Annotated in this window: 18 protein-coding genes and 1 tRNA gene; 4 read left to right on the top strand and 15 right to left on the bottom strand. The window is 44.2% G+C overall.

The window, feature by feature from the left end; all coding sequences use genetic code 11:
- Window positions 1-15 precede the first annotated feature (15 nt).
- From ABXS85_RS01170 to ABXS85_RS01145, 6 genes are read right to left on the bottom strand one after another with little or no spacing between them, the layout of a single operon-like run.
- A complete protein-coding gene (locus tag ABXS85_RS01170) occupies window positions 16-981 on the bottom strand; it encodes a 2-dehydro-3-deoxygalactonokinase (RefSeq protein WP_353668220.1) in 966 nt (321 codons plus the stop codon).
- Window positions 981-1,754 (bottom strand): SDR family oxidoreductase, encoded by a 774-nt coding sequence (locus tag ABXS85_RS01165; protein ID WP_353668219.1) that lies wholly within the window; start codon window positions 1,752-1,754, stop codon window positions 981-983. Before ABXS85_RS01165 ends, ABXS85_RS01170 begins: the two co-directional genes overlap by 1 nt.
- Window positions 1,754-3,487 carry an IlvD/Edd family dehydratase gene (locus ABXS85_RS01160; RefSeq protein ID WP_353668218.1) on the bottom strand — a complete coding sequence of 578 codons (1,734 nt, stop codon included), beginning with the start codon at window positions 3,485-3,487 and terminating at the stop codon, window positions 1,754-1,756. Before ABXS85_RS01160 ends, ABXS85_RS01165 begins: the two co-directional genes overlap by 1 nt.
- Window positions 3,484-5,628 (bottom strand): alpha-galactosidase, encoded by a 2,145-nt coding sequence (locus ABXS85_RS01155; protein ID WP_353668217.1) that lies wholly within the window; start codon window positions 5,626-5,628, stop codon window positions 3,484-3,486. Before ABXS85_RS01155 ends, ABXS85_RS01160 begins: the two co-directional genes overlap by 4 nt.
- A gap of 5 nt (window positions 5,629-5,633) precedes the next feature.
- A complete protein-coding gene (locus tag ABXS85_RS01150; RefSeq protein ID WP_353668216.1) occupies window positions 5,634-6,485 on the bottom strand; it encodes a carbohydrate ABC transporter permease in 852 nt (283 codons plus the stop codon).
- Window positions 6,485-7,360: a sugar ABC transporter permease gene (locus ABXS85_RS01145; protein WP_353668215.1), complete on the bottom strand. Its 876-nt coding sequence runs from the start codon at window positions 7,358-7,360 to the stop codon at window positions 6,485-6,487. The genes ABXS85_RS01150 and ABXS85_RS01145 overlap by 1 nt, the downstream gene beginning before the upstream one ends.
- 212 nt (window positions 7,361-7,572) lie before the next feature.
- On the opposite strand from ABXS85_RS01145, the gene ABXS85_RS01140 reads away from it, so the two are divergent.
- Entirely contained in the window at window positions 7,573-8,355 is a 783-nt protein-coding gene (locus ABXS85_RS01140) for an IclR family transcriptional regulator (protein ID WP_353668214.1), read from the top strand.
- Window positions 8,356-8,372: 17 nt separating this feature from the next.
- Complete coding sequence (ugpC, locus tag ABXS85_RS01135) at window positions 8,373-9,473, top strand: sn-glycerol-3-phosphate ABC transporter ATP-binding protein UgpC (protein WP_353668213.1); 1,101 nt, start codon at window positions 8,373-8,375, stop codon at window positions 9,471-9,473.
- A gap of 101 nt (window positions 9,474-9,574) precedes the next feature.
- Here the strand turns inward: ugpC and ABXS85_RS01130 are convergent, their stop codons facing one another.
- The 4 genes from ABXS85_RS01130 to ABXS85_RS01115 form a co-directional block, all read right to left on the bottom strand.
- Window positions 9,575-10,276, bottom strand: coding sequence for a dienelactone hydrolase family protein (locus ABXS85_RS01130; protein WP_353668212.1), 702 nt, complete (start codon window positions 10,274-10,276; stop codon window positions 9,575-9,577).
- Between the two features lie 436 nt (window positions 10,277-10,712).
- Window positions 10,713-12,641: a molecular chaperone HtpG gene (gene htpG / locus ABXS85_RS01125; RefSeq protein ID WP_353668211.1), complete on the bottom strand. Its 1,929-nt coding sequence runs from the start codon at window positions 12,639-12,641 to the stop codon at window positions 10,713-10,715.
- Window positions 12,642-12,784: 143 nt separating this feature from the next.
- Window positions 12,785-13,504: a class I SAM-dependent methyltransferase gene (locus ABXS85_RS01120; protein ID WP_353668210.1), complete on the bottom strand. Its 720-nt coding sequence runs from the start codon at window positions 13,502-13,504 to the stop codon at window positions 12,785-12,787.
- Complete coding sequence (locus ABXS85_RS01115; protein ID WP_353668209.1) at window positions 13,494-14,225, bottom strand: DUF599 domain-containing protein; 732 nt, start codon at window positions 14,223-14,225, stop codon at window positions 13,494-13,496. The genes ABXS85_RS01120 and ABXS85_RS01115 overlap by 11 nt, the downstream gene beginning before the upstream one ends.
- Window positions 14,226-14,406: 181 nt before the next feature.
- Here ABXS85_RS01115 and ABXS85_RS01110 point away from each other — a divergent pair.
- Window positions 14,407-14,491: transfer RNA gene (locus ABXS85_RS01110), tRNA-Leu, on the top strand.
- A gap of 86 nt (window positions 14,492-14,577) precedes the next feature.
- Here ABXS85_RS01110 and pyrC read toward each other — a convergent pair.
- From pyrC to sbcB, 5 genes are all read right to left on the bottom strand, one after another.
- The gene (gene pyrC / locus ABXS85_RS01105) at window positions 14,578-15,612 is read right to left on the bottom strand and encodes a dihydroorotase (RefSeq protein WP_353668208.1); all 1,035 of its coding nucleotides are present in this window, start codon (window positions 15,610-15,612) and stop codon (window positions 14,578-14,580) included.
- A gap of 9 nt (window positions 15,613-15,621) precedes the next feature.
- A complete protein-coding gene (locus tag ABXS85_RS01100) occupies window positions 15,622-17,535 on the bottom strand; it encodes a sulfatase-like hydrolase/transferase (protein ID WP_353668207.1) in 1,914 nt (637 codons plus the stop codon).
- Window positions 17,536-17,602: 67 nt separating this feature from the next.
- Window positions 17,603-19,423 (bottom strand): DEAD/DEAH box helicase, encoded by a 1,821-nt coding sequence (locus tag ABXS85_RS01095; RefSeq protein WP_353668206.1) that lies wholly within the window; start codon window positions 19,421-19,423, stop codon window positions 17,603-17,605.
- A gap of 163 nt (window positions 19,424-19,586) precedes the next feature.
- The gene (locus ABXS85_RS01090; protein ID WP_353668205.1) at window positions 19,587-20,627 is read right to left on the bottom strand and encodes an AI-2E family transporter; all 1,041 of its coding nucleotides are present in this window, start codon (window positions 20,625-20,627) and stop codon (window positions 19,587-19,589) included.
- 9 nt (window positions 20,628-20,636) lie between these two features.
- On the bottom strand, window positions 20,637-22,091 hold the full coding sequence (gene sbcB, locus ABXS85_RS01085; protein WP_353668204.1) for an exodeoxyribonuclease I: 1,455 nt from the start codon (window positions 22,089-22,091) through the stop codon (window positions 20,637-20,639).
- Between the two features lie 80 nt (window positions 22,092-22,171).
- Between sbcB and ABXS85_RS01080 the strand changes: the two genes are divergently transcribed.
- Complete coding sequence (locus tag ABXS85_RS01080; protein WP_353668203.1) at window positions 22,172-22,681, top strand: YchJ family protein; 510 nt, start codon at window positions 22,172-22,174, stop codon at window positions 22,679-22,681.
- The last annotated feature ends 34 nt before the right edge of the window (window positions 22,682-22,715 follow it).

Below are 22,715 nucleotides of genomic sequence, written 5' to 3'. Positions count from 1 at the left end.
ATTATTTTCCTTCAGCTAAATTTGGCGCACCAGAGAGTTCGCCAAACGTTTTAAACCACGAATACTGGCCTCTCCAGCTTCCATGAAGTCCACCTGCACATCATGTTCAGCCAAGGCCAATTGATAGCGCTCATTTAACGCTTTACTGCCAATAATCAATACACTTTTCACTGGGTAAGGCAGGTCTGCCAAGATGTCATTGACATCGTGACCTATCACTATGCCAGACAAGTAATCACGTACTTCTTCAGCCGCTAATTCACCGCACACATAGCGGCTGCGCGCACTGAATAATTGATGCATAATGCCACCGGCTTGTTGGCTGGCTTTGAGACCTTGCTGAAATGAATCTACTTGTAATTGGTCAGGGTGAGGCAAGCCCTTCACCAGACTGGATTCATCATTTAGGCGAGCAAACAACTCCCCCGTAATGGCCGTTGAGAAGCCGGTCACTTGCCCTTGTTCAATCTGCACCCATTTACAGTGGGTTCCAGGCAAGCAAAACACACGCTCTTCACTGCTGAGATTTTGGCTTTCTAACCAATCCAATGCCCCTAACAATTGCGTTTCTTCACCGCGCATGACATCTGCCATGCCAGCAACGCCCTTACTTTGCAGTCCAGGCACTATGGCAACTTGATTTGGTAAGGAGGTGGTTAGCCAATGTAGATGATTGGCTAGCTCGGTTAACGGCATGGGACAACTTTGATAAGGCACTTCTTGCCAACCGCCACGACTGCCAACCATGCCCGCCATATATATTGGCAGACCCGAATCCAACCAATCGTCTAAAAGATCAGCCAACGTCTTTTCAAACTCGTCGCTCGACAGTGTTAACATCCCCTTATCACTGCTTCGCTGGGCTTGGATTTGCCCCTGCTGATTCATCAAAAAAGCACGCAGATTGGTGGTTCCCCAATCTACAGCAATGAAGTTTGCAGAGGATTTTGATAATGGCGAAACAGAGTTCACAGAGGTCATTACAAACGCCCTCCATCAACGACTAAGCTCTGACCTGAAATCATACGACTGTCATCCGCACCCAAGAACAGCACCAGATCCGCCACATCTTCAGGCTCAATCTTTTCTTTCAAGGCTTGTTGCGTCATTAATTCAGCTTCCGCTTCAGGCGTCAGCCATAGACGTTTCTGTTTCTCTGTCATGACCCAACCCGGCAACACAGTATTGACGCGGATTTTGTCTGCACCTAGCTCACGAGCTAAGCCTTTGGTCAAACCAGAAATACCCGCTTTGGCTGTGACATAACCCGGGTAACCAGACAAACCCAACATCCAAGAATTGGAACTCATGTTGATGATGCTGCCACCGCCAGAGGCGGCCATGCCCGGCGCAACCACCTGAGCAGCAAAAAAGTGATGCTTTAGATTCACCGCCATGCATTGATCAAATTGCTCTGAGGTCAGTTCTTGCAAACTGTGCCTATGATCATTGGCCGCGTTATTGACCAAAATACGCACTGCACCCCAAGCTTCTATACGCTTCTCAATGGTGGTTTTTAACAGGTCAATTTGCGTCAGATCTACTAAGTCAAAATGGGCCTGATGACCTTGTTGCTGCAATTCACTTGCTAGGGCAGCTCCTGCGTTCTGATCAATATCGAAAAAGCTGACCTTGCAGCCTTGTGCTGCTAAGGCACGGACTAGGGCCTCACCTATGCCGGATGCTCCGCCACTGACCAAAGCATGTCGCCCAGCCAAACTCGGGTAAGAGGTTTTATTGTTATTATTTGCCATTAATGAGACTCCCTACTCACTTTTGAGCCACTTTTGCCCACTAAGAAATCGAGATCAGCACCACGATCTGCTTGCATCACATGATCGATATAAAGTTTGGCGTAACCGCGGTGATACTCACTTTCTTCTGCTTGCCAGCTCGCTTGACGCTCTGTCATCTCGTCATCCGAAATGTGCAAATGCAAACCACGTCCAGCCACATCTAAGGTGATTTCATCCCCATTTTTCACCAAGGCTAGCGGGCCACCCATGGTGGCTTCTGGTGCCACATGCAAGACCACAGTACCAAAGGCTGTACCACTCATGCGGGCATCGCTGATGCGAACCATGTCGGTAATACCTTGCGCTAACAATTTACTCGGCAGTGCCATATTGCCCACTTCCGGCATGCCTGGATAACCTTTAGGACCACAGCCTTTTAGCACTAAAATAGAGTCTTTATCCACCTCCAATTCTGGTGAATCAATGCGCGCTTTGTAGTCTTCAATGTTTTCAAACACCACAGCTTTACCTGTGTGCTGTAACAAAGCTGGCGTGGCGGCACTGGGTTTGATAATGGCACCTTGTGGACACAAATTTCCTTTCAGCACCGCAATACCGGCTTTTTCACGCAACGGTTTGTCTAGCGGTCGAATAACCTCGTCGTTAAAGCATTCTGCTTCTTTGGTTGAGTCGGCAAGGCTGGACCCCGATACCGTTATCGCCTGCATGTCAAAGGCGTCCTTTAAACGCTGAATCAAAGCGGGAAATCCACCGGCATAATGAAAATCTTCCATTAGAAAACGCCCTGACGGCATGAGATCTACTAAACAAGGAATTTCGGCACCTATGCGATCCCAATCGTCTAACGTCAGTTCCACACCGACACGACCCGCAATGGCCAACAAATGCACCACAGCATTAGTCGAACCACCAATGGCGGCGTTGGCTCGAATGGCATTTTCAAACGCAGATTTGGTCAGTATATCCGATGGTTTCAGGTCTTCTTTGACCATTTCTACAATGCGCATACCGGTCAAATGAGCCAACGCCTGACGACGAGCATCTACCGCTGGAAGCGTACCGTTTTCTGGCAAAGACATACCCAAAGCTTCTGTCAAGCAAGACATGGTGGACGCGGTTCCCATAGTCATACAAGTTCCACGGGAGCGCGACATACCAGATTCAGCGCGCATAAATTCATCTAGGCTCATTTTTCCGCCACGCACCGCTTCACTGAATTTCCATACATCGGTACCCGAGCCTATGTCCTTACCACGATATTTACCGTTCAACATGGGGCCAGAACTGACCACGATAGCAGGCAAATCAACTGAACAGGCACCCATTAATTGCGCGGGCGTGGTTTTATCACAGCCACCCAATAAGACCACGCCGTCCATACCGTAGGCGCGAATGGACTCTTCCACGTCCATACTCATCAGATTTCGAAACAGCATGGCCGTAGGTTTCATTTGCGTTTCACCCAAGGACATAACAGGAAACTCAAGCGGCACACCGCCCGCTTCCCACACACCACGTTTCACGTATTCGGCCAATTCGCGTAAGTGCGCATTACATGGCGTTAATTCACTCCAAGAGTTACAAATACCGATAATAGGACGACCATCAAAACTGTGATCTGGTAAGCCTTGGTTTTTCATCCAACTGCGATGAATAAAGCCGTCCTTATCGAGCTTTCCGTACCATTCTTGGCTACGTAACGGCTTTTTACTTTTGTTATCATCACTCATGCATTTTTCTCCGCGCTGGGCACAGCCTTGACTTCCATTAAGACAATGGACTCTGGATCTAAGATAGGAAGTTGCACTCCAATCTGCATCAAACTGGCACCGTTTAACTCTAATTCAGTGTCCCACCAAGCCGGTTTGGCTTTCATCAAATGACCTGGTAAAGGACTGTGTTCTAATACTGTGACTCGATAATTCTGCTCAGGAAGTAAGCCTGGTAATCGAATGGGTAAGCTTTGTGCCTGCTTTGGCATGGCAAGCTGACTGTAAACCGCGATACCCTGCTGCGCGTCCTGTCTAAGCGCCCAGTGGGTTTGCGCACGCCCATCAGCACTCGGCAAACGCCAATTGTTTCCTTGATGTAGACAATCACGGGTACGCTTATATTGTTTAATCCAATTGGCTATAGTGACTTTCTGTTCAGCATTGGCTGCCAACAAATTCCATTCAATACCAAGATGCCCCAACATGGCCGTGCCTGCACGAAACGCCACATCGTGAATACGACTCGTGGTGTGGCTCTTATCTGGCCCTATGTGTGAGCCCATCACTTCCGGTGGGAAAAAGTAACTGAAGCCACGCTGTATGCTCTGACGCTCCAAGGCATCATTGCAATCCGATGTCCAGAAGCGCTTGGTGAAATTCAGAATACCAAAATCCACTCGTGCGCCGCCCGAAGAGCAACTTTCAATTTCCATGTGAGGGAAAGCCTGATTGATCTCCGCCAATAAACGGTACAAAGCAATTACCTGAGCTTGAGCTTGCGGTGCAATGGCCCCACCGGGTTGAGAATAATCTCGGTTCATATCCCATTTCACATAATCAATGGGATAGGCTTTGAAAAGATCGAATAAGCGTTCACGCAGATAATCATAGGCTTCAGGAATAGCCAGATTGAGCACCAGTTGGTTGCGCCCTAAGCAGGCACTGTATTGTGGCAGTTGTAGAGCCCATTCAGGATGAGCACGATACAAATCGGAATCTGGATTCACCATTTCTGGTTCAAACCAAAGACCAAACTCCATACCCAGTCCTTTCACATGGCGAATTAACGGCATGAGACCCTCTGGGTATTTGGCTTCATCAACAAACCAATCACCAAGGGCGGCATGATCATCATTGCGCCCTTTGAACCAACCATCATCCAATATGTAGCGCTCCACTCCGACCTCAGCCGCCGCTGACGCTAAGGCTTTTAATTGGGCCATATCATGATCAAAATAAAAGGCTTCCCAAGTGTTTAGATGGACTGGTCGAGGTTTGTCTAATTGTAATCGCGCTCGAGCTTCACGATGAAAAGCCTGACTCATTTGATTCGCCCCAGCAGCACTGTGACTGACCAACATTTGCGGTGTGGTTAAACTGGCATTTGCCTCAAGCACTATTTCACCTGGCAGGTACAAGGCTTCCCCCTGCAAATAGCGATGTCCTTCAATGCTATAGTCAGCTTTCAGTCTATGGTTCCCGCTCCAAGCCAAATGCATACCCACCACTTGACCTTGTTGCTCACTGAAGCCAGATTCACCTACTATCACACCCGGAAAATTAGCATGCCCATTGCGACCATTGCGGTTTTCTTGTAACCAAGTACTTTGCCAAGGCTCTCTGGCCTGTTGAAATTCCTGACACCAACGTCCATAAAAACTGATGCGTTCTGTTAATTCCACACTCACAGGCAAGGTACAAGCCAAACGCTGTACTTGCACATGAGCTGCCCCCAAGTTAGTTAAGGTCACTTGCTGACGCAGCACACCCGAAGGCAATAAGCCTATTTGCAGTGTCAACGCCAACTGAGCAATCGGATCCTCAAGGGCAATAAATATATCCTGACCTTGCTGATCCACTCGAACCTGTTGCCAACGCATGGCCCATACCGGACGGTCAAGGGCATGGGCCTCCACCGCTGGTGATTGCAGCCACCCCCTTCCCGCTTCGGGGATTAAACTCATCGGCGCAGGTTGATCCAGCATGGCCTGAGGAATACCCGCCTGTTGTGACAAATACACAGTGTCCAAGACCGTCTCTATCGGCAAAGCATCGCCAAAATACACCAATTCAGGGGACGCCTTTTGATGACAGGCAATCACCAGTGTTTTGTCATTTTGATCTACACGATACAAGCTAGTGTGTTCTAATACAGACATAGCGATTACCCTTTTGTGGCACCCAGTGTCAGCCCTGCAATAAAGTGACGCTGCATGGCAAAGAACAAGATAACGGGCGGTAAAGCAGCTACAATGGAGCCAGCCGCGATCAATTGCCAAGACGCCAGCCATTGACCTTTTAAGGCACTGATACCGGCAGTAATAGGTCGAACTTCATCGCTTTGCACCAAGACCAATGCCCAGAAGTAGTCGTTCCAGATGAAGGTAAATATCAACACTGACAAAGCGGCTAAAGCGGGCCTTACCAAAGGCAAAACCACGTACCAAAAGATCTTCCACTCACTGACTCCTTCAACTCGAGCCGCTTCAATTAACTCATCCGGCAAACCCACAATGAAATTACGCATAAACAAGGTACAAAAGCCGGTTTGGAAGGCGATATGAAAGATGATCAGACCCGTTGCCGTATCGTATAACCCCATGCCAATGGTTAAATCACGCACTGGGATCATCAAGATTTGAAAGGGCACAAAGTTACCCGCAATAAAGGTAGCAAACAAAGCCACATTACCACGAAACTTAAACTTAGCCAGGGCATAGCCTGCTAATGTAGACAAGGCAACCGCACCAAACACTGCTGGCAAAGTAATGATGAGAGAGTTCAGTAGATACCGAAACATAGGGGTTTCAGTAAACACCAGAGTATAGTTTTCCAACAACATCCACTCGGATGGAATACCCCAATAATTACCGGCATTGATGTCTGCAGTAGATCGCGCGGAAGTCAACATAACAGCAATCAATGGCAACAACCAAAGTAGTAAAGCCACCCAAATGGCCACACGGTAACTTAGATTAAAAGGTAAAGATCGTTTTTCAATGGGTGTAGGAAACATTAGGCTTTCTCACTCTTCAGCATGCGCCACAAGAAATAGGCAATATAGACATCCATAATTAAGAACAATACTGTCGCGATGGCGGCACCATAGCCTGCGCGATAATTGAAAATGGATTGTTCGTACATGAAGTAGGCCAATACACTGGAAGAGCCGAAGGGTCCGCCACTGGTCATAGTTGCCACCAAATCGAAACTGCGAAGCGCGCCTATCACGGTTACCACCACAGCAATAAAGGTTGCTGGTCGCAACTGAGGCAAGATCACATGACGTAACATTTTCCAACCATGCGCACCGTCTAAACGCGCCGCTTCGATTTGGTCAGGGTTGAGGTTGTTTAAGCCTGTGAGGTACAAAATCATGCAATAGGCAATTTGTGGCCAAAGACCCGCTACAATAATGCCAAAAGTAACCCAGTTCTCGTCTGACAAAACCGCAACAGGTTCAAAACCAAATACCCCAATGGCTTTATTGAACAAACCAAAAGAGGGATCGTAAAACCAAGAGAACACCAGACCGACAACAACCTGAGAGATAACGAAAGGAAAGAAGAACATGGATTTGACGACGCGAATGCCCATGACTTTTTGATTGAGGAAGAGTGCAATGGCAAGCCCAATCGGCGGTGCCAGCATAAAGAAAATCAACCAGTAGATATTATTTTTCAGTGCCACCCAGAATTGATAATCATCGAACAGTTCGATGTAGTTTTCAAAACCAACGAATACCTTTTCACCGATACCATCCCAATCGTAAAAGCTTAACCAGATACTCTGTAAGATGGGAAAAATAACGTAGACTACAAACAAAATGACTGCAGGTGCTAAAAACAGAACCGGCATCCATTGCTGCTGCTTGCTATGCAACTTCTGCATGGCGCACATACCTCTTTATTTTTATAACTTTTTTGTGAACCGTATCAATTGTCAAACTTGACACTTCACTCGCCTAATAAAATAATGGAATAAAGTTCCATTTTTTGCAATACTGATTTCATAACATTTTTAACAAGGTGCGAAATGCGCCAATAACTGCACTAAAAAGCACAGCAAAAAAAGCAGCATTAAAAAATAACAAGGTAAAAGCTATGGCAGCATCGGACAACAAAACAGCTGGCTCCTCTCTCGATAAGGCGCTGAGCTTACTACAAGAGGTATGTATGACGCCTGTGCCTTTGCGCTTTGCTGAATTGGTTGAAAAAACAGACTTACCTAAAGCGACCGCACATCGCACTCTCACCTCCCTCACAGATAAAGGTTTAGTGCGTTTTGACGAAGAAAGCCAACTCTATCACCCAGGCTATGGATTATTAGAATTGGCACATCAGGCTTGGGCAAGTATGGATGTTCGTGATATTGCTGCCGACCAAATGAAAGCACTTTGGCAAGAAACCGGAGAAACCATTCATCTTGCTGTTTTAGATCGCGGTGAAGTCATCTACATTGATAAGTTAGAAAGCCAAAAAAGCTTACGCCTCTTTTCGGCAGTAGGCAAAAAAGGCCCTGCCTATTGCACCGGGGTTGGCAAAGCCATGCTGGCATTTTTAGATGAAGACAATTTGGCGCAAGCCATCCAAGAACAAAATTTTATTGAACACACTAAAACCACGTTAAAAAACGAGGCCGAGTTACGAGCGGCGCTGAACCAGATTCGTAGTAGCCGCGTTTCTTTGGATTTAGAAGAACACGAAGAAGGCATCCAATGTGCTGCTTCGGTGATTCTAAATCATAACAATGAACCCATTGCCGCGATGAGCATTACCGCTCCGAAATTTCGCGTCGATGATGCTCGCTTTCAACACTTTCAAACACTGGTCAAAGACGCCTGTACGAAAGTATCCATTCGAATGGGGGCCGTGGCCTCTAAATAGCATAGGAAAAGTCCATTATGGCGACGATAAAACTAACAAACGTCATCAAACGATTTAATGACATAGAAACCATTCATGGCGTCGACCTTGATTTAAAAGACGGTGAATTTGTTGTCTTTGTCGGTCCATCAGGCTGTGGCAAATCCACCCTCTTACGTCTAATAGCCGGGCTTGAAGACATCACCGAAGGCAGCTTAGAGATCAACCATGTCAACATGAATGATGTCGCACCAGCGGATCGCGGTGTGGCCATGGTTTTCCAATCTTATGCCCTCTATCCACATATGACAGTGGAAGAGAACATGAGCTTTGGTCTACGTATGAACGGTGTCGCAGCAGAGAAAATCAAAGAACAGGTAGCGAATGCTGCGAATATTTTGCAATTGAATGAACTGCTTGACCGTAAACCAAAGCAACTTTCAGGTGGTCAGCGTCAACGTGTCGCGATTGGCCGCGCCATTGTGCGTCAGCCTGAAGTTTTTTTATTCGATGAGCCTTTGTCCAACCTGGATGCCGAATTACGTGTTGATATGCGCATCCAGATTGCGCAACTGCATAATCGCCTCAAATCCACCATGATTTACGTTACTCACGACCAAGTCGAAGCCATGACTTTGGCGGATAAAATCGTCGTACTACGCGCTGGAAACGTAGAACAAGTTGGTTCCCCATTAGAGCTTTATCATAACCCTAGCAATGAATTTGTCGCCGGCTTCATTGGTTCACCCAAAATGAATTTCCTCGCCGCTAGCGTAACGAGTATTGATGATAATGTAGCCACCATAACGGTAGCCGGACAAAGCATCCAATTACCCGTTGATACCAACAAGGTATCAGTCAACAGTCAGATAAAATTGGGCGTGCGCCCAGAACACATCACTGAAGACACAGAGGCTGCGGATTTCAGCTTGAATCTAGACATTGATGTGGCAGAACACCTTGGTGGCCTAACCTATCTATACGGTCAATACGATAATGAAAAACTGACCATTGAAGTCAGCGGTGGCAACTTGACTCGCCATGGTGAAAATATCACCGTTGGCATCAAGAAAGAGGATTGCTACTTATTCAATAAAGCAGGCGAATCCATCATCCAACGCCCGGTTCCAAAAAGATAAGCGTTACATTACCTCGCTCTAAAAACGCAAAAAAGCCACTTCACTAATGGAGTGGCTTTTGTATGTTTGTTCAGTATGAGTTAATGCTCAGCTCAGCTAACCTAAGACAACTCCGCTAAAAAATGCGTGAGGTAAGCAAAACCACGCTGAGCAACCACAGGATTGTATAAGCTGCCATGATCTGGGTTGTTGGCACTTGGTAACATAAAGGAATGCACAGTGTTGCCAAAATCAAAAAACTGAAAATCGATCCCCAAACTGGACCAGTACTCTTTCGCAGATTGGGCGTCTTCATCGCTCACCAAAGGATCTTGATAGCCATTCATTATCATCAGCTTCACCTCTTGATTGGCAAGCTCTGCTGACTGGGCACGATAGAAAGACATTAATCCGTGAAAACTTGCCGCGCCCAGAGTTTCTTTGAAGTGCAGACCCGCCTCTAACGCCAAGCGACCACCTAAACAAAAACCAATGTGCACAATGGGGGAATCTCCCTGCAACGCTTGCTGAGTTAATTCCTGTTGCAAGCCGTGCAAAGCTTCCGCTTCGGCCAACAAGGCTCCCATTTTGGCTTGTTTTTCCGGTAGGTCTTGAGGGTTTTGTCCTTGACCATATAAATCGATAGCTGTTACTGAGTAACCTTGCTCTGCCAACCGATCCGCAAACTGTTTTTCAAAATCGCTCAAGCCCGAGAAAGTCGGCCAAATTAAAATCTGCAAGGCGGATTGCGCTGTCGCGGCACTTTTCTGGTAATGATGTCGCTCGATATTATGCTTAAACAAAGAATCAAAATCTTGACTCATAGATCACCTCCATTAAAAAGTAGACTCAGTCTAGCGCTGAGCTTTTATCCAAATCAACGCCCTCAGTCGTTTTCCCTATTTATTGCCATAATGCCGATGTCACCTATTAACGCTTAAAAAAAACCGGCATGACCTAGTGACCATACCGGCTTGTATAGGGAAGGTACGAACAAGTCCACTGACTTCAGCGTGTGGATAACTCTCCTTTATTCGAGGCAAGTTTCGCAGTCCAATATAAGTATATTGGCAAGAAGCTTAACAAAGAATAAAGAGAGCTTAGACCACGCCCTCCGGGTTTTTCAGAGAAACGGCCTCTCTGTGTTAAGAGTGATTGAAAGGTATTAACATTCCTGCTCACTCTTGCCTTGATAGGCCGTTTCTCTGATAAGACTGATGTTCAGAAGACTTATTCTCACCTTCCCTAAAGCAGCTAAGATTATTGGCTTAATTGCACAATCAGCTTATTCATACGAGAAACAAAAGTCGCCGGGTCTTCTAGTTGACCCCCTTCTGACAAGGTCGCCTGTTCGAACAATAACCAAGCCATGTCAGCGAAACGCTCTTCATCGGCTTCTGCGTCCATTTTCACCACTATAGGGTGATCTGGATTGACTTCCAAGGTTGGCTTAGAGTCTGGTAGTTTTTGACCCGCTTGCTCAAGCAAACGGCGCATTTGCAGACCCATGTCGTATTCGCCTACCACCAAACAAGCTGGCGAATTGGTTAGGCGATCCGTAGAGTTCACATCAGCCACCTTCTCTTCCAGCACTGTTTTCATGCGCTCAAGTAATGGCTTAATTTGCTCTGCTTTTTCTTCCTTCTCTTTTTTGGCTTCTTCGTTATCTTCTTCAGCCAAATCGAGCTTGCCTTTAGTCACGTCTTGGAAAGACTTACCTTCAAACTCTTGCAGAGACGACATCATCCACTCATCGATACGGTCACTTAGCAACAAGACCTCAAAACCTTTCTTACGCAAGATTTCTAGGTGCGGGCTGTTCTTAGCCGTATTGTGATTTTCCGCGTAAATGTAGTAGATCTTATCTTGACCCTCGCTCATACGAGCAACATAGTCAGCCAAAGATTCTGTCTGATCTGCACTGTCTGTATGCGTCGAGCTGAAACGCAACAAAGCAGCGATCTTGTCTTTGTTGCCCATGTCATCCGCCGGGCCTTCTTTTAATACATTACCGAACTCATTCCAGAAAGTTTGGTAGGTTTCTGGGTCGTTCTTCGCCATTTTAGACAGCATGTCCAAAACACGCTTGGTCAATGCAGAACGCATGGAATCTACAGCACTGTCGTTTTGCAGAATTTCACGAGATACGTTCAAAGATAAATCATTGGAGTCCACTACACCTTTTACAAAGCGCATGTATGGCGGCAAGAAAGCTTCTGCCTCATCCATAATAAAGACGCGCTGAACATACAATTTCAGACCGCGCTGCATGTCACGATTCCATAGGTCGTATGGTGCTTTGGAAGGAATGTACAGCAAGCTTGTGTATTCCAACTTACCTTCAACCTTATTGTGAGACCACTTCAATGGTTCTTGGAAGTCGTGTGAAATGTGCTTGTAGAACTCTTTGTATTCTTCGTCCTTCACTTCGTTACGAGAACGCGTCCACAAGGCTTTCGCTGAGTTTACTGCTTCAAACTCAGGGGCTTTGTTTTCATCTACTGGTTTTGGATTGCCCTCTTCATCCATTTCTGGATAAACCACTTTTTCCATCTCTACTGGAATAGAAATGTGATCAGAGTATTTTGTCACTAAGGAACGCAAACGATAGTTATCAGCAAATTCTTTTTCATCCGCTTTTAGCTGTAAGATAATGCGTGTACCACGCGTATCTTTATCTATGTTTTCGATGGTGAATTCACCAGAACCATCCGACACCCAACGCACAGCTTCACCTTCTGCGACATCAGCACGACGGGTTTCCACCGTTACCTTATCGGCCACGATAAAGGCAGAATAGAAACCCACGCCAAATTGACCAATCAGTTGACTGTCTTTTTTCTGATCACCACTGAGTTGCTCTAGAAAAGCCGATGTACCGGATTTTGCAATGGTACCCAGGTTGGCAATGGCTTCTTCACGAGACATACCAATACCATTGTCGTCAATAATGACTGTGCCTGCATCTTTATCAAATTCAACACGCACACGAAGATTTGGATCATCAGATAATAGGTCAGCGTTCGCGACAGACTCAAAGCGAAGCTTATCCACCGCATCTGACGCATTTGAAATAAGTTCACGAAGAAAGATCTCTTTGTTTGAGTACAAAGAGTGGATCATCAAATGCAGAAGTTGTTTTACTTCCGTTTGAAACCCTAACGTTTCTTTTTGAGTATCAGTTGCCATGTTATTTATTGCTCCTATTTGATTGAACCTTACCTTACTTAAGGTGAAGGTATATCAGTTTTACATGTGCAACATAAATAAAGCCTCTTGATGGGATTTCAAGAGGCTTAGACGCAATTTTTTTGTGGTTTTTCAAATCACTATCAAGGCTCTGAGGAGATAGTATTTTTTCGCACTAGGGTCAAACCATCTCCGATAGGCAATTGCGACAGACTTACATCAGTATCTCGATGAATGGTATCGTTGAGCTGTCGAACAATTTTAGTGTCTTTGTCATCAAAACTTTCATCGGCCACATTCCCCCACCACAAGGTATTATCAATCACCATGCAAGCTCCGGGTCGCAGCAATTTCTTACCCAATGAATAATAGTTGAGTAAATTGGCCTTATCCGCATCAATAAAGAGGAAATCAAAACTTTCGCTTTCTTGCTGGGCTTTTTCTTGCATTACTTGCAGCGCATTAGCACACAAGGTGTCTACCTTGGCCAATAAATCGGCCTGTGCTAGGTATTTATTAGCAATGTCGAGCCACATTTGTTTTTTATCTATCGCCAACATACTGGCACTAGCAGACAAACCTGAGGCAATAGAAATAGTGCTATAACCAGTAAAGACACCAATTTCCATCACTTTTTGGGGGTTTAACAGTTTCACCAAAAGAGTTAAAAACTGCCCCACTTCCGGAGAAAGCGCCATTCGCGCCATATGATATTGTGCCGTTTCACGGCGTAAATCTTCTAATATTTGGGGTTCTCGTACCGAGTGATCAATCAGGTAATCGTACAATCTATCATCGACTTTTACCGTTCGATTTACGGGTCGATTGTCTTCTGAAACTGGCTTTGGAAAATTAGGCAGCATTTGAAGTCATCACCAATCCACGACTTAAGGTTTTAAAGGTTTTAGAACGGAATTCTCGACGATAAAGCACTGCAACCACCATCACACTGGCCGCCATACAGAAATAGGGGCCTAAAAACCAACCACAAAACGCCATAGCAAAATAATAAGCTCTTAAACCATAGTTGAATTGGTTCGCCGCCAAACTGCAGACCAGCGCCATGTGACTGGCATAAAGTTCTCGTTCACTGTCTTCAATGCCCCGCTCGGTTGCTAAAGGAGCACTGCCAACTAGCACAGAACAAAAGTTATATTGTCGAACTGACCAGGTAAAAGTGAAAAAGGCATAAGCAAAAATTACCACTAGCACTATGATCTTCAACTCCCATTCTTGTTGACTGATAGGTGCCAATAAATAAAAGTCAGAAATGATGCCTAATGCTTTTTCTGAATAATTAAACGCGGTAAAAAGACCGGCAATGATCAACAAACTACTGGAGGCAAAAAACAAACTACTGCGTTCCAAGTTTGCCATCACAGAGGCATCGGCAATGCGATTATCCCGGCGTAACAATCTCGACATCCAAGCCAAGCGAAACTGATGTAATACACTTACCAAACATGAACGCCTTTTAGAGTTATACTGAGCATAAAAAGCGTAGCCCCACCAACACGCAAAAAACACAAACAAGGTCATCAGATCCAACGGATTTAATAACAAGAACACGGAATGCTTCTCCATAATACTCAGCTCCTCCTAAGCATTAAAATCTAAGACTTAATTAGAGCATTTTTCATCGGGCCTGTGTAAATTTATAGCCGATATTATTTCATCCCATTATTGAGTTTTATTGTTCAATACACTTGAATAAAACTTGCATCCACAAAGAATATCGGTAACATCCCTGCTTCCTACACAAGATGCGGATGTGGTGGAATTGGTAGACACGCTGGATTTAGGTTCCAGTGCTTCACGGCGTGAGAGTTCGAGTCTCTCCATCCGCACCATGCTTTCTTTATCTATTACATCAATAAAAAAACCGAACCCATTATTGAATTCGGCTTTGTGTATTTCACAAACTTTAAACTGTCCCTTAAGCTTTTAGCTTCCAAGACACTTCTTGGCCAGAATAGAAAGGCACAATTGGCTCCCCATTCGCCAAGTTAATACTGTCTGGCACTTGCCACTCTTCTTTGATTAAAGTAACGGTTTCTGTGTTGTGTGGAAGACCATAGAAATCTGGGCCATGCAAGCTAGCAAAGCCTTCTAACTTATCTAACGCCTCCAGCTCTTCAAATACTTGAGTGTAAAGCTCCAAGGCTGACCAAGCACTGTAACAACCGGCACAACCACAGGCATTTTCTTTTTTATTACGAGCATGAGGCGCAGAATCCGTACCAAGGAAAAAACGCTTGGAACCGGACGCCACCACTTGCCGCAAAGCTTCTTGGTGAGTTGAGCGTTTAAGTACAGGCAGACAGTAGTTATGCGGACGTATACCGCCCACCAGCATATCATTGCGATTCATCATTAAATGTTGTGGCGTAATAGTGGCCGCAACACCATCACGGGCAGAAAGTACAAAATCAGCCGCCTCTTTCGTTGTAATGTGCTCGAACACCACTTTTAGATTCGGCACGCTCTCGACAATTTTTGTCATGTGCTGATCAATAAATGCTTTTTCACGATCAAAGATATCAATATGACTGTGGGTAACTTCACCATGCACCAACAGCAAGATATTATGTTCAGCCATGGCCTCAAAAATAGGGTAACGTGACTCAACAGACGTCACTCCTGAATCTGAGTTAGTGGTTGCACCAGCTGGATACATTTTTACTGCAACAACACCTGCCGCTTTCGCCGCTTTGATGTCTTCCACACTGGTTTTATCCGTTAAATATAAAGTCATTAATGGCATAAACTCATTGCCTTGAGGACGAGCTGCCAGAATACGCTTCTTATAACGCGTCGCCATGTCTGCATTCACTACCGGTGGCACTAAATTCGGCATAACGATCGCACGAGAAAAGCAGCGTGCTGTCGCTGGAACTGTCTCCAACAACATGTCGTCATCACGAAAATGTAAATGCCAATCGTCCGGTTTAATGATGGTAATTTCGTTCATCTTCTGCCCTTAACGTGAATATCTATATAATTCATTATCTATCAAACCGTTATTATAAATTTGTAAATACGCCTTCAAACGATTTTCAATTAGCTTAGAATCAAAGGAATCAAGTTTATCCTTCTGAAATGTATCGGGTAACTCACCATGACTTATGCTTCCATCTGCCTGCGACATTTTTACATATTCATTTTGAGTTAGTAACCAGTAAGCACCTTCCTCATGTAAAATCGCATCTGATGAAAAATCATTCGACAATAATGAACGACCAAATGGCAACAACTTCTTCTCTTCTGGCAAATTCAAGTAATCAAGAATGGTCGCCGGAATATCAACTTGCTGAGCTATACTTCTTCTGACGCCCACTGAGATCTTATTAGCTGCTTGATAAAGTATTATTGGAATTTGATGCCGTCCTAGTGAAGATGCAAATCTTCTATCATAATTATCAGATGTATGATCTGCAGAAATTATAAATAAAGTATCTTCAAACCAATCTTTTGTTTTAGCGTATTCAAAAAACTTCTTAATAGCATGATCAGAGTATTGAATCACCCTATGCATTGGAATTTCTGCACTCTTGAACTGATCACTATATTCTTCTGGTAGAGTATAAGGAGGGTGTGAGCTGATTGTAAAAATACCAGCTAAAAAAGGTCTTGGCATTGTATCTATTTTATCAACTGTGAATTGTAAAAAAGGCTCATCAAATATACCCCATTGACCATCAAATTTAGACTGATCAGGAAATTCATTTTTTCCATAATAATGATCAAAACCCAACCTATAAGTTGTATCATCAAAATACATACTGCCATTTTTTGCACCATGAAAAAAAGCAGACTCATAACCATAGGGCTTTAAAATGTTACCAATTCCATATATCTCATTTGACTGATATGGTGAGCGTATAAAAGCTTCAGACATTAACGAAGGTATACCTGCTAAAATTGATGGTACAGCTTCTATAGAACGTCGACCGTTTGCAATGCCGTTTGGAAAGAACATTCCTTTACTCGCCAGTTTTTGTAGAAAGGGCACATAAGATTTTAGTCCATATGGGGGGCCAAAATACTCTAGGCCAAAACTTTCCAATATTAAAATTACAATATTATCCTTTTCAATTCCAAAATCATGATTTATTTCTACTGCAGGATTCAGAAACGATTTAATTTCACCATCATGAAAATAATCTAATCGCTTCAACCCTCCTATTTCTTCTTTTAATAAAGAAAAAGGTGTGTTTAAGACTAAAGCACCTAACTTAGATTCTGGAAAACTATATGCCGTCAATGTTCTAATCGGTTTTGATTGAGTCCCACCTCTTCCTGCAATTACAATAAAATAAAAACATAAAAATAAGAGAAAAATTAAAGCGATACTATTTAAAGAATAGCTATCAATACGCCTTTTAACTATTCTAAAAACAAAGTAGTACAGTATAATAGCTATAAACGAAAAAAGCACATAAACCCAATAAGTATAAATCACTTCGGGACACTGAGTAGATAAGTCATTGAGCATTGAAAATACTTCTGGACCACTTCTCTTACCACTATACGGAAAGTAAGCAATATCTATTATGTTTATAATTAAAGCTGGCAGAGTCACTAAAAAGCAGTAATAATAAATAACATTTATATTAAATTTTTCTATTCGACTAAACCAGATAGAGAAAAATAGGTAAATTAACAAGGGGGCGTTTAGTATCGCAATTAAAGATGCATCAAACCTAACACCATGAATAAAAGCCCATAGAATATTTTCATTATCTGATAATACAAAATAATCCGACAGATAAATCCAGAAAAGTAATCTAGTTAAGCTAAATCCAACAAGAAAAACCAAAAAAACAATACAATATACAATTAAAGGTGATACTTCGTATTTTTTTCTCATTATTATATTTTTAAAAGCTTTCATTTCGACTCATTTTTTACAACAAATATTCACAAAAAAGCCGCTAAAGAGCGGCTTTTTTAAATCAATATCAACTGTCTTTGCGTGGTGCGCGTGAACGACGCTCACCACGATCACGCCCACCGCCATTTGAACGGCGGCGATCACCATAGCCACGGCGCTCACCGCCACGACGGCGCCCCGCTGGAGAGGCTGCACGTTTGTTTAATTCCTCAGCGTTTTCAAGCTTAGCAATATCAGTACGTTGACCGCAAATACGCATCTTGCCTAATTTACCCATTACGCCAGAACTCAGGCTAGAGGGTAGATCCACTGTGGCAAAATCTTCATAAATTTCAATATGACCAATGTAACGGCTTTCAATGGACGCTTCATTAGCAATGGCACCTACTATGTTGCCAGGCTTAACGCCAGCATTGTAACCAACTTGGACAACGTAACGCGTCATTGGCATACCCGGATCGTCTTTCAACGGCATAGCGTCTGCTGTTACTGGGCGCACTTTACGCTCACGAGGCGCTCTATCATCACGTTCACGGCGCTCACGGCGTTCTTGACGCACTTCCATTTCAGATAACAACAAAGGCGTTTTACCTTGTGCCATGTGCGCTAAGGCCGCCGCCATTTTTAACGGATCCACTTCATTCTCTTTCTGGTAGCTTTGTACCAATTCAAGGAAGAAATCAAGATCTTCATTATCCAATGTATCAGTGATACGTTGCTTAAATCGACCTACTCGCTGCTCATTAATGTCAGACGCAGTCGGCAAGTTCATTTTTTCAATGGGTTGACGAGTGGCACGCTCAATGGCTTGCAACATACGACGTTCACGATGCGCTACAAACAAGATCGCGGTACCGGTTCGACCAGCACGACCAGTACGGCCGATACGGTGTACGTAGGATTCCGTGTCGTATGGGATATCGTAGTTTACCACATGACTGACACGCTCAACGTCCAAACCACGGGCTACCACGTCAGTCGCGACAAGAATATCAATTTGACCTTTCTTAATACGCTCAACGGTACGCTCACGAAGATTCTGACTAATGTCACCGTTTAAGGCTTCACAAGCATGACCACGAGCAGTCAGCTTCTCAGCTAACTCAACCGTTGCCGCTTTGGTACGAACGAAGATGATCATGCCATCGTGTTCATTCATTTCCAGAATACGGGTCAAGGCGTCTAGCTTATGAAGACCACTTACTTGCCAATATTTTTGCGTAATGGTCGTAGCGGTTGAGGTTTTGGTCGCAATTTTCACTTCTTTTGGATTGTTTAAGTGGCGCTTAGCCACCTGACGAATCACCGACGGCATGGTTGCCGAGAACAAAGCGATTTGACGATCTTGAGGCGTTTGCTCAAGAATCCACTCAACGTCATCAATGAAGCCCATGCGCAACATTTCGTCGGCTTCATCCAACACAAGTGCTTTTAGGGTTTCTAATTTGAGGGTTCTGCGACGAATATGATCCATCACTCGACCCGGTGTACCCACAACGACTTGCACACCACGGCGTAATTGACGCAATTGTGTGTCGTAAGACATACCGCCATAAATGGGCAATACGTGGAAATCTGGAATGTTACGAGCGTAACTTTGAAATGCTTCAGATACCTGAATAGCAAGTTCACGAGTTGGAGCCAATACAAGTAATTGTGTCGTTTTATCTGTCACGTCAATGCGAGACAAGAGCGGCAATGCAAACGCTGCCGTCTTACCTGTACCCGTTTGCGCTTGCCCCAAAAGGTCGTGACCTTCTAACAGATATGGAATACTTTGCGCTTGGATAGCAGAGGGTTGCTCATAACCTAGGTCAGCAACCGCTTTTAGAACAGGGGCAATTAAGCCCAACGAATCAAATGTAGGCTGAATATCAGCATCAGACATGTAAATGTGTACCTTTCTTTTGGTGGGAGTAAGGCCTGTAACAATTTACATGCCTCAACGAAACTTCTCTGGGATTTCTCTAGAGGAAAATCTAAGTGCGGCATTATATACAAGTAATCTAAAATAAGCTACCAAGTTTGGCACTAATACTCAACAAAATTGCTTATTTTTCAGCTTCTGAAGCGCCTTTATCCGAATCCAACATGATCGCCAACCAACGCATTTTAGGATTAGCTTCAAAGGCCAATTTAAGAATAATGGTTAATGGTATAGACAACAACATGCCTACTGGACCAAAAACCCAACCCCACAAGAGTAAGGATAGGAAGACCACTAAGGTCGATAAACCAAGGCCACGCCCCATGTATCTGGGTTCAATCACATTACCGACGATCAAGTTGACCACCACAAAACCCAGTGCTGTTAACCCTGCCGACAAACCACCGAGCTGAACAAAAGCCAGTAATACCGCGGGAATGGCAGCGATAATAGAACCAATGTTTGGCACAAAGTTCAACAAAAAAGCACAAACACCCCACAATATTGGAAAATCAACACCCAATACCCATAACCAAGTGGTGATCAATACACCGGTCAAGATACTCACTAAGGTTTTAATCACCAAATAACGATTAACCGAGTTAATGAAGGTTTCGAACCGCCCCATGGATTGAGACGCATCAGTCAAGGCCAAGGATAATTTGTGAGGCAATTCTACCGCCTCAAACAAAATGAAGATCACAATCATCACCACCAGTATCAAATTGGTTAAGGCGCTGCCCAAACCACGTAAAGCATTGGCGACCATTTGCATTAAAGAGGATGGATCAATATAGCCTTTCACTTGATCGTAGGAAATATGCAAACCCAGATCGTTCAGCAAAGCTATCAACCCAGACATTTCTTCGGCAAACCTTTGCTTATAATTTGGTAGTTGACTTGAGAAACTATCCAGTGACGCCCCTACTAACAAGGCCACCGAACCCAAGCCAACTAAAATGAGCATAACCACTAAAATAATGGCCAGCCAAGTTGGCACTTTACGACGCCGCAAGCTAGACATAGCGGGAGCACAAATGATGGCAATAAAAACCGCCAACATAAAAGGCACCACAATCTGTGATGCAGCTTTTAAACCCGCAATAATAATGATGAAAGCGGCAAAGCCAACTAACCATTGCGTACCTTTATGTTGTTCACTCATTGTCTGTCCTTACATTGCCATTGGGTAAATACTTTGTGCATAATCGGCCAAATCCTGCAGCATAATCTGTTGACTACTGGGTAATTCAGCATCGTGCGCTAACTCATTCAGGCGGGCAAAATACTGCTCCATATTGATAGAGCCACCACCGTCTTTTTCAAGTAAACGTAGTTGACGATATTCTTCCCATTCCACTCGCTGTTGATCGTTTAGCTGCTCAGGGTAATTACGCCCAATGTAGCGCATCAACATTTCAGGTAAGCGACGGTCATCAAACGACATACTTAGCTCTGATAAAGCATGCGCTGGTGTGCTGCGTATGGTTTCCATTCGCGCTTTGTCTTCACGTGAGAAGAAACCACCAGAATACAACATCAAATCCGTATCTTTATCAATGGGTCTTTCTTCTTCTAAGAATACCTCAGTTACTTTCGCAGCTAAGCCATTATGCTGTTTAATTTTGGCAAGGTTGTTACGACAAACTTCACCATCCAAACCTAGACGATTTACTAGCACTTCGTCTTTCAAAAAAGTCGCCGGGGCAACCGCTGGAGAACGATTAAAATGAATCACTTTTAATGGTAATCTTGCCAATTCCCCTAACGCTTCTTGACGTGTAAAAACGCGATGACGAATGTCTTCGACTGAAAGCTCAAGCAAGGGTTGCGCGTCCACCATCAAATCCCAAACAATCACCCCATTTTTATTCGTAGGATGAGGGGCAATTGGCACCACAAAAGCAGAGTAATGTTTGGCCTGACCAAACATTCCTGAGATATGTAAAAAAGGTTTCATTCTTACCGGATCAATAAACTGTTGCAGTTCATGCTTTTGACGCATTTTAAAGTAGTAATCAAACAATCTTGGTTGTTTGTTATAAATCAATTTAGCAATTTCAATAGTGCCATAAACATCAGACAAAGCGTCGTGAGCTTGCTCGTGGGCAATATTATTTGCCTTGGTCAAATCTTCCAATTTCATCGATACTTGACCGTCTTCTTTTTTCGGCCAAACAATACCATCCGGTCGCATCGCGTAAGTCATGCGCACTAAATCAATTATATCCCATCGAGAACAATTGTTTTGCCATTCCCGAGCATAAGGATCAATAAAATTACGGTAAAAACCATAGCGCACTACTTCATCGTCAAAACGTATGCTGTTATAACCCAGAGCACAGGTTCCCGGTAAGGCTAATTCCGCTTCGACGGCTTGCATGAATTCCGCTTCACACAATCCCTCGCGATTCGCATCTTGTGGACTGATGCCCGTCAACAAACAAGCTTCTGGATGAGGCAAGACATCTTCTGCCAAGCGGCAATACAACATGACAGGCTCACCAATAGGATTAAAATTAAGATCAGTACGAATGCCGGCGAATTGCATAGGACGATCTCTAGCTGGGTCCGTTCCTGTTGTTTCAAAATCAAACCAAAAAAATGACGTTGGGCCCGATGCGGTCACAAATAATTCCTGTTAGCCATTAAAGAAAAACCGTATTATACGCATCTTCGAAAGTTTTTGGCGATGAGAGGAGTCGATCTATGCCAATCCCTGTGAATTGTCCTTGTGGAACGGGCAATCCTTACGAAATATGTTGTGGTATGTACCATAACAACCCTGGCACAGCACCCACAGCAGAGATATTAATGCGCTCTCGCTATAGCGCGTTTGCTATTGGTGATTTTGACTATATTGCCAACACACAGAAACTAAAAGAAGACCCTAAACAATCCGCCAAGGTGATTCGTGATAGCAATCAGAATACCCACTGGATCAAGCTAGAAATCACAGCCACTGAAGACGGCCTAGAAAAAGACAAAACAGGCATGGTGGCTTTTTCTGCACATTTTAAAGAAGGCAAACACATTGGCCGCTTGAGCGAGCGCTCCTTATTCAAGAAAGTAAAAAATCAATGGTTTTATATTTCAGGTGAACATGATGTCGCTAAGAACACACCTTTAGTCAATAATGCAGAAATGAAAATTGGCCGCAATGATCCCTGTTCTTGCGGTTCTGGAAAAAAGTTCAAAAAATGCTGTGGTGCAGCTTGAGCTAAAGCATCACAATAATAGAAAGCGGCAATGA

The organism is Marinomonas sp. THO17, from assembly GCF_040436405.1.
Lineage (GTDB): Bacteria > Pseudomonadota > Gammaproteobacteria > Pseudomonadales > Marinomonadaceae > Marinomonas.
This window is presented reverse-complemented; position numbering and strand designations above follow the sequence as displayed.

What these genes read in the sequence shown, in the direction of transcription:
- ABXS85_RS01170 (WP_353668220.1), bottom strand. Translation starts at nt 981, where the DNA reads ATGACCTCTGTGAACTCTGTTTCGCCATTATCAAAATCCTCTGCAAAC.
- ABXS85_RS01165 (WP_353668219.1), bottom strand. Translation starts at nt 1,754, where the DNA reads ATGGCAAATAATAACAATAAAACCTCTTACCCGAGTTTGGCTGGGCGA.
- ABXS85_RS01160 (WP_353668218.1), bottom strand. Translation starts at nt 3,487, where the DNA reads ATGAGTGATGATAACAAAAGTAAAAAGCCGTTACGTAGCCAAGAATGG.
- ABXS85_RS01155 (WP_353668217.1), bottom strand. Translation starts at nt 5,628, where the DNA reads ATGTCTGTATTAGAACACACTAGCTTGTATCGTGTAGATCAAAATGAC.
- ABXS85_RS01150 (WP_353668216.1), bottom strand. Translation starts at nt 6,485, where the DNA reads ATGTTTCCTACACCCATTGAAAAACGATCTTTACCTTTTAATCTAAGT.
- ABXS85_RS01145 (WP_353668215.1), bottom strand. Translation starts at nt 7,360, where the DNA reads ATGCAGAAGTTGCATAGCAAGCAGCAGCAATGGATGCCGGTTCTGTTT.
- ABXS85_RS01140 (WP_353668214.1), top strand. Translation starts at nt 7,573, where the DNA reads ATGGCAGCATCGGACAACAAAACAGCTGGCTCCTCTCTCGATAAGGCG.
- ugpC (WP_353668213.1), top strand. Translation starts at nt 8,373, where the DNA reads ATGGCGACGATAAAACTAACAAACGTCATCAAACGATTTAATGACATA.
- ABXS85_RS01130 (WP_353668212.1), bottom strand. Translation starts at nt 10,276, where the DNA reads ATGAGTCAAGATTTTGATTCTTTGTTTAAGCATAATATCGAGCGACAT.
- htpG (WP_353668211.1), bottom strand. Translation starts at nt 12,641, where the DNA reads ATGGCAACTGATACTCAAAAAGAAACGTTAGGGTTTCAAACGGAAGTA.
- ABXS85_RS01120 (WP_353668210.1), bottom strand. Translation starts at nt 13,504, where the DNA reads ATGCTGCCTAATTTTCCAAAGCCAGTTTCAGAAGACAATCGACCCGTA.
- ABXS85_RS01115 (WP_353668209.1), bottom strand. Translation starts at nt 14,225, where the DNA reads ATGGAGAAGCATTCCGTGTTCTTGTTATTAAATCCGTTGGATCTGATG.
- pyrC (WP_353668208.1), bottom strand. Translation starts at nt 15,612, where the DNA reads ATGAACGAAATTACCATCATTAAACCGGACGATTGGCATTTACATTTT.
- ABXS85_RS01100 (WP_353668207.1), bottom strand. Translation starts at nt 17,535, where the DNA reads ATGAAAGCTTTTAAAAATATAATAATGAGAAAAAAATACGAAGTATCA.
- ABXS85_RS01095 (WP_353668206.1), bottom strand. Translation starts at nt 19,423, where the DNA reads ATGTCTGATGCTGATATTCAGCCTACATTTGATTCGTTGGGCTTAATT.
- ABXS85_RS01090 (WP_353668205.1), bottom strand. Translation starts at nt 20,627, where the DNA reads ATGAGTGAACAACATAAAGGTACGCAATGGTTAGTTGGCTTTGCCGCT.
- ABXS85_RS01080 (WP_353668203.1), top strand. Translation starts at nt 22,172, where the DNA reads ATGCCAATCCCTGTGAATTGTCCTTGTGGAACGGGCAATCCTTACGAA.